The organism is Psychroflexus salis, from assembly GCF_014640175.1.
Lineage (GTDB): Bacteria > Bacteroidota > Bacteroidia > Flavobacteriales > Flavobacteriaceae > Psychroflexus > Psychroflexus salis.
This window is the reverse complement of the sequence record NZ_BMGL01000011.1, coordinates 59969-74258: the sequence shown is the minus strand read 5'-3', so window position 1 is coordinate 74258 and position 14290 is coordinate 59969. Positions and strand designations below refer to the sequence as shown.

Here is a 14290-nt window from a genome sequence, read left to right as displayed (position 1 = left end):
AATTTAAAAAGCTTAGTGCGGCTTAAATACTAAAACAAATACTTTTTGTATATTTATTAAAATTTTTAATATGAAAAAAATCCTTGTACCAACCGACTTTTCTCCTTTAGCAGAAAATGCTTTAAAAGTAGCCGCTAAAATTGCTAAAAAACATAATGGTGAAATATTTTTACTTCACTTACTAGATTTACCTCTAGATTTAATAGATCCTAAAGCGTCTTCTAGTAGCGATTTACCTGAATCTATTTTCTTTATGAAATTAGCTCACCAACGTTTTACAGCAGCAATGAATAAAGATTATTTAAAAGATATAAAAGTTCATGAAACTGTTGAATTTAATGAAGCTTTTGACGGAATAATGAAAGTTGGCGAAAAACATAATTGTGATTTAATTATTATGGGATCGCACGGAGCGGAAGGCTTAAAAGAAGTTTTTGTGGGCTCAAATACAGAAAAAGTAGTTCGGTATTCTAAAATTCCTGTTTTAGTTATTAAAAGTGAAACGGAAGAATTTAAAGCCAAACACTTATTATTTGCTACTAACTTAGCTCTAGAAACTGCCGAATCTTACGAAAATGCTCGAAAATTTTCTAAAAAAATGAATGTTGATATGACTACCGTTTTTGTAAATACTGTAGGTAAATTTAGGACATCAGACCATATCGACGAGCAAATTGAAAAATTTAAAAACAAAGTGAATGACCCTAATTTTAAAATTGTTGTTCGAAATGATAAAAACACAGAAGATGGAATTTTAAATTTTGCAAATAAAATGAAAGCTGATGTTATTGGCATTGGAACTCACGGCAGAAAAGGGATTTCTAGGCTGCTTAATGGTAGCTTAAGTGAGCACATTGTAAACCATGCCAAAAGACCTGTAATTACTTTCAATATAAGCGAATAAAGCATTTTATGCATGTAATACAAATAAGGGGGCTTGATTAGGTAAAGCTCCCTTATTTGTTTTTAACTCCGAAAATACCTGATTCCCAACACTTAAATTTTTAGCTGCAAAGACCATTAAATCGTATGCTGCACTCTCTTTTGTTAGTTTTACCTGATGTTTTTCTTTGTTAAAAAAAGTAACTGATAGTTCGGTGCTTAAATTATCTTCTAAAATTTGTTTTGAGCTTAATACAAGATGCTCTGCTACTGTAAGTGGTTTTAACTCTAATATAAAAATCTCTAAATTTTCCCAGTCAGGTAAGTTTTTTAATTTATCCAAACAAGCTGGGTATAAAGCATCTGTGTAATTTACAGGAAATAAAATTCTTGAAGGATTCATTAAAGTGCTATTTTCAAAAACAATTAAAACTGGACATTTAACTTTAGTAGCAATAGCGTGTGTGTGACTTCCTATGGCTGCTTCATTTTGAGTAGACTTGCCTTTGGCGCCAATAACAAGTAAGTCAATATTATGTTTAATTATGGCTGCTCTTACTTCTTCTATAAAACTTCCTTCGGCCATTAAACTTTTGTAAGTAGCTTCTTTATTTACATTGCTTAAACTTTGTAAATCTGTATTTAATTTTTGATGCAAAGCCAACTTACAGCTACCACTACATTTTTCTGTGTTTACACATGGCTTTTTTACATGAAGTAAAAATACGTTTATAGGTCGATTTTTATAAAGTTCTAATGCATACCGATGCGAGTGCATTGCATGATGCGAAAAATCGGTAAGTAGCAATAGATTCATTTAATCGAAAAAAATATTTTCGCCAAATGTATTTAAGTTGCTATTTCAAAAAAATGACTTTTATCAATTAAGGTTGATTAAGTTATTTTTTCTAAGGCTTCAAAATCGTTTATTTTTATGTTTCTTCCTTCTATTTCTAAAATTCCTTGTTTTTTGAATTTAGATAATGTTCTAATTAAACTTTCTGATGCAATACCAGCCACCGATGCTAAATCTGATCTTGAAATTCGAATCTGGCTAAGCTTATTTTTCTTTAAACGTTCGGTAAAAAGAAGTATGGTCTGAGCTGTTTTTCGCTGTACAGAGCTATATGCCATATCTAACAACTGATTTTTTGTGTCTTCTAAATGCTCATCTAATATATCTATAATGTCGTACAACACATGGTGATTGGCTTCTAAAAAAGATTGTACATCTTGCTTTGGTATGCAATGTATTTCAGAATCTTCTAAAGCTGCGGCATATTCTTTATGCACCACGGGCTTTTTAAAAATTAAATTTCCAAAAAAAGAATCTATCTTATGCAGTCCTGTTATTAATTCTTTTCCCGATGCATCTACATGATAGGATTTTACCACGCCTCGTTTAATTAAGTACAAATTGCTTGCTGCTTCATTGGGTTGGTAAATATAATCTCCTGCAGAAAAATTTTGGGTAGGGTAAGTCTTTAAGCTTTCCTTAAAGTGTGTAATGTTTAAATTTTGCTTTATTGAAGATTCGTTTTGTCTCCTTGACTTTAAAATATCTACTTTAGCTATTCTACTTTCAATAGCATTAATTAAGTCGTCTTCTTCAAAAGGTTTAGTTAAGTAGTCGTCTGCGCCCAAATCCATTCCTTTTCTTATATCTTTATGATCAGTTTTAGCCGAAAGAAAAATAAAAGGAATAGCTAAAGTTTTTTCGTCTTCAGCTAGATGTGTTAAAACACCATACCCATCCATTTCGGGCATCATAACATCGCAAACAATAATATCTGGCAATTCTTTTTTAGCAACCGCAACGCCTTCTTTCCCATTTTTTGCTGTATAAACTTTATAGTCCGATAGCATTAAAAGTTCTTCTGTATTTTCTCTTACAGTTTGGTCGTCTTCAATTAAAAGTACTCGTTTACTCATATTGTATAGGAATTTTTACTTTAAAAATACTGCCTTTGCCTTCTTTACTTTCAAAACTTATATCGCCTCCAAGATTTTGCAAATGTACCATAGCGATGTTTAATCCAATACCTGTACCTTGATTTAATAATGCATTTTCTGCTCTAAAATATCGTTCAAATATATGCTTTTGGTCTTTTTGTGGTATTCCAATACCTTGGTCTTTTACTTCAAAAAACAACATATGACCAGCTTGTTGAATATCAAAGTTGATGGTTGTATCTTCGTTAGAATATTTGATAGCATTGCTTAATAAATTAGACAGTACTAACTCTAAAACACTTTTATCTTGTTTTAAAATACAGTCTTCTAAATTTTTAGGATAATTAATTTCTTGCCCATTTTTAAGGTTGATGTTAGCAGAGTAAACCACTTCGTTTACTAGACCTACCAAACTAAATTCTTCAAATTTATAATTCACTTTACCCGATTCTAAACGCTCTATAGACAAGAAGTCGTTTAAGATATTGGTTAAATAATGTACTTTGTTTTTAATCGTATTTAAATGTTTTTCGCGGTTGGCTTGTTGGTCTTCTTTTTGGTACTTTCCTATTAAAGTTGCCGAAGATAAGATTCCGCTTAAAGGAGTTTTAAATTCGTGAGAGACTAAAGACAAAAATTTGGTTTTTAAATCGTTTAATTCTCGTTCTTTTTTAAGTGAATTTTTAATTTTAGTTTCTGCCTGCTTACGCTTTTTAATTTCCTGCTCCAACTCTTTATTAAAATCGTAAAGCTGATCTACTGTGCGTTTAAGCTCATTGGTACGCTGACTAACTTTCTTTTCTAAGGCTTGGTTAAGATCATTTATTTCTTTTTCGTTTTCTTTTCGAGTAGTTATATCTGTTACTAAGGAAAGTACAAAATTATAATTGTCGTATTGAAATGGACTTAGTCCAGCTTCTACAGGAAATTTGTTCCCGTTTTTTTTAATTCCAAATAAATCTCGACCAATACCCATTTTTCTACTTTCCCCTTTTTCAATAAACTGCTTAAAGTAAGTGTCGTGTTTTTCATGAACATGAGATGGTATAAGCAAATTTAAATGCTGACCTATAAGTTCGTTGTTTTCGTAACCAAACATTTCTTCTGCAGAATCGTTTACCTGCACTATAATTTGGTCTTCATTTACAACCAATACACCTTCAGAAATACCTTTAAATAGTAATGAAAATATACTTTTTTGTCCAATTTCTTTATCCACAAATGTTATTTAATTGCTCAAATTTACAATACATTTTAATCTTTTGACACAAAGTTTAAAAAACTTCTAGCAAGCTGAGTTCTCTTTTGTTTTATTCAAAATAATCTTTAAAGTATCGAATATTTTATTTAATGCTTTCGTGTTTCAACAAAAAACATAGCTTTTATAGTAGCTTTAAACCCATTAAGGCTATTTAAAAAACAAAATTTACTCATTGTATTAGGCAGGAAAAATCAGCAAAAACAGAAATTAAAACCCATTTTATAAAAATAGAACAAATTGAAACAAAAGCTTTTGCAAAAGCTTAGCCTACATTGCTTGGGTTTTAATAAATTTGCGCTCTTTTTGATACATGAAAATAAAATTATTTACGTTCGGTTTTTGGAATACCATAGCGCGTTTCATTTTAAGGAATAGAATTTTAATTATAATTCTATTAATGCTTGCTACACTTTTTCTTTCAACGCAGTGGCAAAAAATGCGATTTTCTTATACTGAAGCCAATTTACTACCCGATAATGATTCAATAAATATTGAATATAAAGGCTTCTTAGAAAAATTTGGAGACGAAGGAAACTTAATTGTAATTGCAACCAAAGATCCAGATTTATTTACTCCAAAAAAATATCAGGCTTGGACAAATTTAACCGATAGTTTAACCAAATTTCCCGAAGTTGAATATGCCTTAGGGATTGGTAACCTTCAAAAACTCACAAAAAATCAAAAAGAAAAAAGCTTTGAATTTGAAGCTGCATTTCCTTCAGATCCGTTAAATGAAAAAGCGCTTTTAGCTTATAAAAAGGAATTACTAGAAAATTTACCTTTTTATGAAGGTTTAGTTTATAGTAAAAAATCGAATACTTTTCAAACAGCAATCTATTTAGATAAAGCCATAGTAAACAAAAAAGAACGCAAAGAGTTTGTGTTACACGATTTTGTGCCTTACATGGAAAAATTTCAAGAAGAGTACAACATGCGTATTTATGTTTCAGGCATGCCATACATACGCACACTCAACTCGCAAAATATTGTTGATGAAATACAGTGGTTTGTTTTAGGTGCTTTGTTAGTTACTTCATTTATATTTTTCTTTTTCTTTAGGAGTTATCGAGCTACCTTAATTTCAATGATTACCGTTGTTATAGGTGTAATGTGGGCATTTGGTTTTTTAGGGCTTTTTGGATACGAAATTACCGTATTAACTGCCATTATTCCGCCCTTGATTATTGTAATTGGCATACCGAATTGTATTTTTTTAATTAATAAATATCAACAAGAGATAAAAAAACATGGTAACCAGGCTAAATCTTTACAACGTGTGATAACAAAAGTGGGGAACGCCACGCTTATGACCAACTTAACAACTGCATCTGGTTTTGCTACCTTTATCTTTACACAGAGTGAATTATTAACAGAATTTGGAGTTGTGGCTTCTATATGTATTATTTCTATATTTTTACTTAGTTTACTTATAATACCTATCATTTACAGCTACATGCCAGCCCCTAAAGACAAGCATTTAAAACATCTTGGCAAACAATGGATTGAAGGTTTTGTAGATTGGATGGAAGCAAAAGTTAAGCACAAACGCATAAGCATTTACTTTATATCGATAAGCGTTTTAGTTTTAAGCATAATAGGCATTTACAACATTAAAATATCGGGGAGTCTATTAGAAGATATGCCCCAAAAAGCAGCATTTTTTAAAGATATTCAATTTTTTGAAAAGGAATTTGATGGCATTATGCCATTAGAAATAATGATTAACACAAAGCAAAAACAAGGAGTTACAAAGCTGAGTACAATTCAAAAAATGGAAAAATTATCTATTTTAATTGAAGATTTACCGCAACTCTCTAAACCTATCTCGATAGTAAATATTGCGAAATACAGCAAACAGGCTTTTTATAATAATAACCCAAAATATTACGAGCTACCTACAAGGCAAGAGCAAAACTTCATTGCACCTTATATAAAAAGTATAGCTGGAGACGAAAATAATTTTTCAGCATTTATAGATTCAACCGGGCAATATGCAAGAATTACTACATTTATGAAAGATGTAGGCACCGAAGAAATGGAACTCATAGAAGCTAGCTTGTGGCCGCAAATCAATAAAATTTTTCCAAAAGAAAAATATGAGGTAAGTATTACAGGCAAAGCCCTTATTTTTCAAAAAGGAACACGTTATTTAGTTAAAAACCTGGTCATTTCTCTTGGATTGGCAATATTGTTAATTGCCATTTTTATGGCTTGGATGTTTCGATCGTTTAGGATGATCTTAATTTCGTTAATCCCCAATTTGCTTCCATTATTAATGACAGCTGGTATGATGGGATTATTAGGCATTCCTATAAAACCATCCACTATTCTAGTATTTAGTATTGCATTTGGAATTAGTGTAGACGATACGATTCATTTTTTAGCAAAGTATAGGCAAGAGCTAAAACAACATCATTGGAAAATAAAGAAATCTGTATATCCCGCTTTACGCGAAACTGCAGTAAGTATGTTTTACACATCCATCGTATTATTTTTTGGTTTTTCTGTATTTATGATTTCCAGTTTTGGCGGTACTGTTGCTCTAGGTGGCTTAGTATCTGCCACCTTATTATTTGCAATGCTAGCTAATTTATTGTTATTACCATCTTTACTTTTGTCTTTAGAACGCAGTATTGCCAATAAAAAAACACTCAAAAAACCACAAATTGAAATCTTAGATCACGAAGAATAAATTTAAGTTATAAACACAAAAAAGCCTAGCAATTGCTAGGCTTTTAAAATTGAATAAGAAATACCCCTAAAACTTATTCTCTAACACCAAATATATAAATAAACAACATAGAAAAGCATACCCGATAATGGGTATTTTTTGTATTTTTATGTTAAAAAAAATATTTTTACACATAAAATACTAATAAAATCGCGGTTTTATTAGATAAAAAACAAAATTTCAGCATATTTCTTCATCAAAAAGTAGGTAAATTTCTACATTATTTTTGATAGACTCCGTTATGTTTCTAAGATTCAAATAATTTTTATCTGAGTAGAAAAAATTGCTATTTATTTTTTTTAACTTCAGATGAAGCAGTTTAGCTAGAATACATTTTGAATATCAAATGAATCATTTTAACGTGCAAAAAGTTAAATATTAGTAGTTAAAGTTTTTGCTGGCGTGTTGTTTTGATAACTCTTGTAATAGATAGGAGATAGTTAGAAGAACATTCTGTGCGACTTCTCTAATTCATTTTAAAACGCTGCAAAGAATTAGCTTAAAAAAGTATATTTGCGAGACATAAAAAAATCTACTTTAAAATGATAAAAGCTGGAGTAAAAGAAATTCTTGAAAGCGGAGATTTACTCAAAGAATTTGAATGTAAAGGATGGGTTAGGTCGTTTAGAAGCAATCGTTTTATAGCATTAAACGACGGATCTTGCGTAGAAAACCTTCAATGTGTTGTTGATTTTGAAAATTTTGATCAAACAATATTAAATCAAGTTAACGTAGGTGCGGCTGTTTTGGTTCAAGGCACTTTAAAAGAGAGTGAAGGTAGCGGTCAACGTGTTGAAATTGAAGTCGAAAAACTTAGCATACTGGGTGAAGCTAATCCAGAAGATGTTAGAAAAACTATTTTATCGCCTAAACGACACAGCTTAGAAAAACTAAGAGAACAAGCACATTTAAGAGTTCGCACTAATACCTTTGGTGCTATAATGAGAGTTCGCTCTAAACTTTCTTTTGCTGTACATCAATATTTTAACAGTAAGGGATTTAACCATGTGCATACACCAATAATAACAGGATCAGATGCAGAAGGAGCTGGCGAAACTTTTAAAGTAACCAATTTCAACTTAGACGAAATACCAAAAAACGATGATGGAAATGTAAACTTTAAAGAAGATTTTTTTGGAAAAGAAACCAACTTAAGTGTTAGTGGCCAATTAGAAGCAGAAACATATGCACTAGGTTTAAGCAAAGTATATACTTTTGGTCCAACTTTTAGAGCCGAAAATTCCAACACATCTCGACATTTAGCAGAATTTTGGATGATTGAACCCGAAGTAGCTTTTTGTGAATTAGATGGAAACATGGACTTAGCAGAAGACTTTATTAAATATGTACTAGATTATATTCAAAAAGAATGCAATAGCGATTTAGCTTTTTTAGAAAACCGATTGTTACAAGAAGACAAAAACAAACCACAAGCAGAAAGAGCACCTATGCCACTACGTGAAAAAATTGATTTTGTATTAAAAAACAATTTTAAACGGGTAAGTTATACTGAAGCCATCGAAATTCTAAAAAATTCGAAACCCAATAAAAAGAAGAAGTTTCAATACCCGATTGAAGATTGGGGAGCTGACTTACAAAGTGAACACGAACGATTTTTAGTTGAAAAACACTTTAAATGTCCTGTAATTTTATTCGATTATCCTACTAATATAAAAGCTTTTTATATGCGTTTAAACGAAGATGGCAAAACGGTTCGTGCTATGGACATTTTGTTTCCTGGTATTGGCGAAATTGTTGGTGGGTCTCAGCGAGAAGAACGCTATGATGTATTACTAGAAAAAATGAAGGCTTTGCATATCGATCCAGAAGAATTGTGGTGGTATTTAGAAACTCGAAAATTTGGTACATGTAAACATAGTGGCTTTGGTCTTGGATTTGAAAGATTAGTCTTATTTGCTACAGGAATGAGTAACATTAGAGATGTAATTCCTTATCCCAGAACCCCACAAAATGCTGAATTTTAAAAATAAAAAGTCGCTTTTAAAGCGACTTTTTATTGCACTTTAGTATCCAATCCATAACTTCATCTATCAATATTTCGCTATCTTTGATTGAAACATTAATTATACAATGCTTAAGCAACAATTTAATTTAAAATTATCACAAAAACTGTCTCCTCAGCAAATCCAGTTGATGAAATTAATTCAGTTACCTACACTTGCTTTCGAACAACGTATAAAACAAGAATTAGAAGAAAATCCTGCCTTAGAATCTGGAAAAGAAAAGGATGAATTTGCAGATGAGTTCGACAATTCTAACCAAAATGAAGACCATGATGTAATTGAAACTGATTTTGATGTAGACGATTACCTTAGCGACGACGAAATACCCGATTATAAACTCTACACCAATAATTATTCGCCAGACGATGATGATAAAAAAGTTCCTTACGCATCTGGTACTAGTTTTACAGAGTATTTAAACAACCAATTGCAAACTTTTTCGATGTCTCAACAAGAAGAAAAAATAGCAGAGTTTTTAGTGGGTAGCATCGATGAAGCTGGTTATATAAGAAGAAGTACACTAGATTTACTAGACGATTTAGCTTTCACCCAAAATGTATATACCAATGAAACTGAACTAAACCAAGTACTAATGAAAGTACAAAGTTTAGATCCAGCTGGAGTAGGTGCAAGAAATTTAGAAGAGTGTTTAGCTATTCAACTTAAGCAAAAAAATGCATCAAAATCAGTTGACTTAGCCGCCAATATTATAAATAATGCTTTTGATATGTTTGCGAAAAAACATTATCAAAAATTAATGCATAAATTTTCAATTACTGAAGAAGAATTAAAAGAAGCAATTGAAGAGATTGAAGGTTTAAATCCTAAACCAGGTGCTTCTTATGCTGGAGGAACTAAAATGGTAGAGCATGTTATTCCCGATTTCACTATTAAAATTAAAGATGGAGATTTAGAATTAAGCTTAAATTCTAGAAACGTACCCATGATGCATGTTTCAAAAAATTATGCGAACATGCTTAATTCGTATAAAGAAAGTAAAGAAAAGTCAAAATCGCAGAAGCAAACAGTTTTGTTTATTAAACAAAAGCTAGATTCTGCAAAATGGTTTATTGAAGCTATACGGCAACGCCAAGAAACACTCATGTTAACGATGAGTGCAATTATGAATTACCAAAGAGAATATTTTTTAAGTGGCGATGAACGCGATTTAAAACCAATGATTCTTAAAGATATAGCCGAAGAAATAGATATGGATATTTCAACCGTTTCGCGAGTTGCTAATAGCAAATATGTAGACACACCCTATGGCACAAAATTGATAAAAGTATTTTTTTCAGAATCGATGAAAAATGATAAAGGCGAAGACGTATCTACACGAGAAATTAAAAAAATACTAGAAACAGCTGTTTCAAAAGAGAACAAAAAGAAACCTTACACCGATTCGAAATTAGCATCCGTTTTAAAAGAAAAAGGATATCCAATAGCTAGAAGAACAGTAGCCAAATATAGGGAGCAGCTTGACATTCCTGTAGCTAGACTTAGAAAGGAAATATAATGAAACGATTTTTAACCTTTGGCTCTTATTTTTTTCACCCGATTTGGCTTCCGTTAGCAGGCATAATGTATTATTTTTTAGAAGCTAAAAATCTTTACACGCCACACTACATAGTAGCTCAACTTATTGCAATTTCAGCCTTAACTATTCTAATCCCATTGTTTTTTTTATTTACTTTAAAAAAGTTTAAGCTAATTAGTAGTTACCAAATGCCGAATGTTAAAGAACGTAGACTACCTGTTTTGTTTTTTACAACTATTGCTGCATTTATTGTCAATTTTGTTTTTCAAAACGATGTAAACCAAGTGCTATTTTATTTTTTTTCAGGAATATTTTTTACGGGAATTTCGGCAAGTATATTAGTTTTTTTCAATTACAAAGCCAGTTTGCATGTTTCTGGAATAACGGGGTTAACCTGTTTTATAATTGCATATATGGTTCATTTTTATCAAATCAATTTAATAGTTTTAGCTTTATTAATTTTTGGAATTGGCTGGGTTTCTTCTTCCAGGTTACACTTACGAGCTCACACTGGTCTAGAATTGGTAATTGGTGCATTAATAGGGGCAATTCCTCAACTGTATTTTTTTAATTTGCTGCTATAGCATATAAAAGATAAAACCGAATTTAAATATTTGAAAATCTAAATTAGTATTGGTATCGGCTATTTGAGCATCGAACAACGTATTGAAATTATACTGGATGTGAAAATTGACAAAATTACTACCAAATGAAAGATGTAAACCTGTACGTATTCGGTTTAACTCAGATAAAGAAGAATATTTTAAAGTAGATTCGTTGCCTTCAAAACGGCTTCTAAAATGATACAAGTACCCAAAAGTAAAGCCTGCATAAATACGATAAAAAGAAGATTTTGTTGGGGTTGATGTTCTCCATCTTAATTGAACAGGGACTTCGGCAATATAAGTCGAAAAACGGTTGGTAGAGTATTCAACTTCATCACGGTCAAGAATTTGAAAAACTCCTTCACCGCTTTCGTTTTTGCCTATAAAAAGGTTACTTCCATAGGTGTTAGCAGAAACACCTAAACCCAATCCTATAGCCCAATTTCGTCTTTTATTAATAGGCATATCACGAATAAAACCACCCATAATACCGCCAGACAAACCAGATTGATTTATGCCTTCAGGCAAATTATGCAATAAATTAATGTGGAAGCCGAAATAAAACTGGTCTTCTCTATATAAAGAATCTGTTTCGTCTAAATTCAAAACACGTTCATCTGTTTGAGAAAAACAAGCAAAAAAGGCTATTACAAAAAAGAATATACTGTAAAAAAACTTCATGTAACAAAGGTAAATCAAAGAAGTACAAAAAAATAAAAAAGCTGCTTTTTAAATAAAAACAGCTTTCCTATTACACCAATAAACTTACAAGTACTAACTATTCGTAATTCGCTAAAGAATTACCTTGTTTAGTGGTGTAATTAATTTTTAAGGCTTCTGCCTTTCTTAATTCTTGCTTAATATCAGACACTAAACCCATATTGGTTTCTTGGTCAACTTTTAAAGCAGTGGTTAAGTAGGGCACCAATTCTTCTCTTTTAGACTGTCTCTCTTCAAAAATAAATTGCTGAATATCAGACACAGATGCATATTTATCGTTTAATTGTATTCTAGCTTCAGTACCATATTGTTGTTGGTATCGTTCGGATGGTTTCCCTGCATAAATATACATAACCAAATCCTTTTTATCTAACTTTTCAGTTTGGTTAGCATAAGGCAAAACGTTTTGCACTTTCAAGGACGTATCACGCATTACAGTTACTACCATAAAAAAGAACAGTAGCATAAAAACAATATCGGGTAAAGATGCAGTTGAAATAGCAGGCGTTCCGCCATCTCCTTTCTTTTTAAACTTTGACATAGTTTTAATGTTAATTAATTTAGATGATTAACGTTTGGGTTCAGCTTCAGATAGTTTCTGTGGATACATCTTTTTAATAATTTTGATGCGATCTTCCAACTTATCTTTTTTACTCTGAGGATACTCAGGATCGTTAAAAGCTTTTTCCATTGCCGTAAAATCTGTACCAAAAAGACGATTAGCTTCTCTGTTTCTTAAAAAATTATAAGCTGCAACCAATTCGTTTTGAACCGTAATATAGTTCTTATACTTAGTCTGCCTATTATTTTGTAAAGAAATAACGGCTTTATCTGGATTGTCTGAAGATTCCGGATCTCTAGGACCACGACAGTAGTCGCAAGCTTCGTTTCCATTTCCTCCACCATTATCTAAAAACTGAATAGCTGCTTGACGTAAATCTTTTACATCCATCAATTTTTCTTCAACAAGAATATTTCCTGCATCGTCTACCAATACTTCGAAAATGTTTTTTTCTTTTAAAGTAACATCTTCCATATCTGGCGGCTCAATGGGAGGTAATTTTCGGCTTATACCACTATCGGTTTCAATAGTGGTTGTTACCAGGAAGAAAATCAATAATAGGAAGGCAATATCTGCCATAGAACCTGCATTAACTTCTGGTGCATTTCTTCTAGCCATAATTTATGATTTTGCTATTAAACCTTTCAAATTTGAAGCTACAATAGCTAGTATTGAAATAGCTACGAGTATGTAAAACATAGTTAATCCTGCACTTACCCATCTAGAGCCATATGCAGAAAGAACTTCGCCATCCCTCAAGGCTGTTTCTTGACCTTCAGACACTAGAAAAGATACAATAAGTACTACAATAAAAGAACCTAGCCCTATTAAAGTATTTTTTACATTTCCAGTAAATAAGCCTTTTACTACAAATACTAATACAGATAAAATACAAAGTAAAAGTATAGCATAAGCTACATACATAAGTGGAGAAACCACGCTGGACTGTAACACTGCATCTAATTCTAATGCTTCGTCGCCAGTATTTAGGATTCTAAAAAATAGAATGGCTCCTAAAACACCAACAACAATTTTAAATATTTTTAAAAACTTACTCATAATAAAGTATTATTTGTTTTTGTGTGCTACTAACAAGTCGATTAAAGTAATTGATGCATCTTCCATATCGTTTACAATACTGTCGATTTTAGCTACGATATAATTATAAAATATTTGAAGAATAATTGCAACAATTAAACCAAATACGGTTGTTAAAAGTGCAACTTTAATACCACCAGCTACTAAAGATGGTTGCATATCTCCTGCCGCTTCAATTTTATCGAAAGCTTTAATCATACCTATTACAGTACCCATAAAACCTAACATTGGTGCTAAAGCAATAAACAAAGAAACCCAAGATACGTTTTTCTCTAATTGTCCCATTTGCACACCTCCGTAGGCAACAACTGCTTTTTCAGCAGCATCAACTCCTTCATCCATTCGGTCTAAACCTTGGTAGTATATTGAAGCAACTGGACCGCTTGTGTTTCGACAAACTTCTTTTGCAGCTTCTACTCCACCGCTATTTAAGGCATCTTCTACGGTAGCAGAAAGTTTCTTAGAGTTGGTAGTGGCAAGATTTAAGTAAATAATTCTTTCAATAGCAATAGCTAAACCTAAAATTAAACACAAAAGTACAATACCCATAAAACCAGGTCCACCTTCAATAAATCTTTTCTTTAATTCTTGGTGAAAGCCTAAGGTTTCTTCTTCTTCTACTTCGGCAGTTTGTGCTACTTCTTCGGTTGCAGCTTCAACAGGTTCTTCAACTTCTTCTACAGCTGTAGAATCAGCTTGCATTTCGGTTTGCTCTCCATCAGCTACAGAAGTGCTGTCGGCATCTACTGCTTCATCTTCTTGTAACCAAACTGATGTTGTATTCGCATTTTCAAAATACACATTTGCACTTAAAGTAGTGCTTGCAAAAAATAAACCGGCTAAGGTTAAAATTGAAAATAGTCTTTTCATTGTTGTTTGTCTTAAAATTAGTACTTGTTTTAATTTGGGGTTAAATA

General features: G+C 31.7%; 13 protein-coding genes. 5 read left to right on the top strand and 8 right to left on the bottom strand.

Annotated elements, in window-relative coordinates:
* Nucleotides 1-70 precede the first annotated feature (70 nt).
* A complete protein-coding gene (locus tag IEV63_RS10180) occupies nt 71-904 on the top strand; it encodes a universal stress protein (protein ID WP_188406708.1) in 834 nt (277 codons plus the stop codon).
* 6 nt (nt 905-910) lie between these two features.
* Here IEV63_RS10180 and IEV63_RS10175 read toward each other — a convergent pair whose 3' ends face one another.
* The 3 genes from IEV63_RS10175 to IEV63_RS10165 all read right to left on the bottom strand — a co-directional run bounded on the left by IEV63_RS10175 (nt 911) and on the right by IEV63_RS10165 (nt 4054).
* Nucleotides 911-1699: a universal stress protein gene (locus IEV63_RS10175; RefSeq protein WP_188406707.1), complete on the bottom strand. Its 789-nt coding sequence runs from the start codon at nt 1697-1699 to the stop codon at nt 911-913.
* 77 nt (nt 1700-1776) lie between these two features.
* Nucleotides 1777-2814, bottom strand: coding sequence for a response regulator (locus tag IEV63_RS10170; protein ID WP_188406706.1), 1038 nt, complete (start codon nt 2812-2814; stop codon nt 1777-1779).
* On the bottom strand, nt 2807-4054 hold the full coding sequence (locus IEV63_RS10165) for a PAS domain-containing sensor histidine kinase (protein WP_188406705.1): 1248 nt from the start codon (nt 4052-4054) through the stop codon (nt 2807-2809). The genes IEV63_RS10170 and IEV63_RS10165 overlap by 8 nt, the downstream gene beginning before the upstream one ends.
* 352 nt (nt 4055-4406) lie before the next feature.
* On the opposite strand from IEV63_RS10165, the gene IEV63_RS10160 reads away from it, so the two are divergent.
* The 4 genes from IEV63_RS10160 (at nt 4407) to IEV63_RS10145 (ending at nt 10972) form a co-directional block, all read left to right on the top strand.
* Entirely contained in the window at nt 4407-6788 is a 2382-nt protein-coding gene (locus IEV63_RS10160) for an efflux RND transporter permease subunit (RefSeq protein ID WP_188406704.1), read from the top strand.
* 581 nt (nt 6789-7369) lie between these two features.
* Entirely contained in the window at nt 7370-8812 is a 1443-nt protein-coding gene (gene asnS / locus IEV63_RS10155; RefSeq protein ID WP_188406703.1) for an asparagine--tRNA ligase, read from the top strand.
* A gap of 106 nt (nt 8813-8918) precedes the next feature.
* Nucleotides 8919-10367: an RNA polymerase factor sigma-54 gene (rpoN, locus tag IEV63_RS10150; protein WP_188406702.1), complete on the top strand. Its 1449-nt coding sequence runs from the start codon at nt 8919-8921 to the stop codon at nt 10365-10367.
* On the top strand, nt 10367-10972 hold the full coding sequence (locus IEV63_RS10145) for a hypothetical protein (protein ID WP_188406701.1): 606 nt from the start codon (nt 10367-10369) through the stop codon (nt 10970-10972). Before rpoN ends, IEV63_RS10145 begins: the two co-directional genes overlap by 1 nt.
* On the opposite strand, the gene IEV63_RS10140 is transcribed toward IEV63_RS10145, so the two are convergent.
* The 5 genes from IEV63_RS10140 to IEV63_RS10120 form a co-directional block, all read right to left on the bottom strand.
* Nucleotides 10967-11674, bottom strand: a complete 708-nt coding sequence (locus IEV63_RS10140; protein WP_188406700.1) for a porin family protein — start codon at nt 11672-11674, stop codon at nt 10967-10969. The genes IEV63_RS10145 and IEV63_RS10140 overlap by 6 nt on opposite strands.
* A 97-nt stretch (nt 11675-11771) precedes the next feature.
* Entirely contained in the window at nt 11772-12254 is a 483-nt protein-coding gene (locus IEV63_RS10135) for an ExbD/TolR family protein (protein WP_188406699.1), read from the bottom strand.
* 27 nt (nt 12255-12281) lie between these two features.
* On the bottom strand, nt 12282-12893 hold the full coding sequence (locus tag IEV63_RS10130) for an ExbD/TolR family protein (protein ID WP_188406698.1): 612 nt from the start codon (nt 12891-12893) through the stop codon (nt 12282-12284).
* Between the two features lie 3 nt (nt 12894-12896).
* The gene (locus IEV63_RS10125) at nt 12897-13334 is read right to left on the bottom strand and encodes a hypothetical protein (protein ID WP_188406697.1); all 438 of its coding nucleotides are present in this window, start codon (nt 13332-13334) and stop codon (nt 12897-12899) included.
* A gap of 9 nt (nt 13335-13343) precedes the next feature.
* Nucleotides 13344-14243: a MotA/TolQ/ExbB proton channel family protein gene (locus IEV63_RS10120; RefSeq protein ID WP_188406696.1), complete on the bottom strand. Its 900-nt coding sequence runs from the start codon at nt 14241-14243 to the stop codon at nt 13344-13346.
* Nucleotides 14244-14290: the final 47 nt, after the last annotated feature.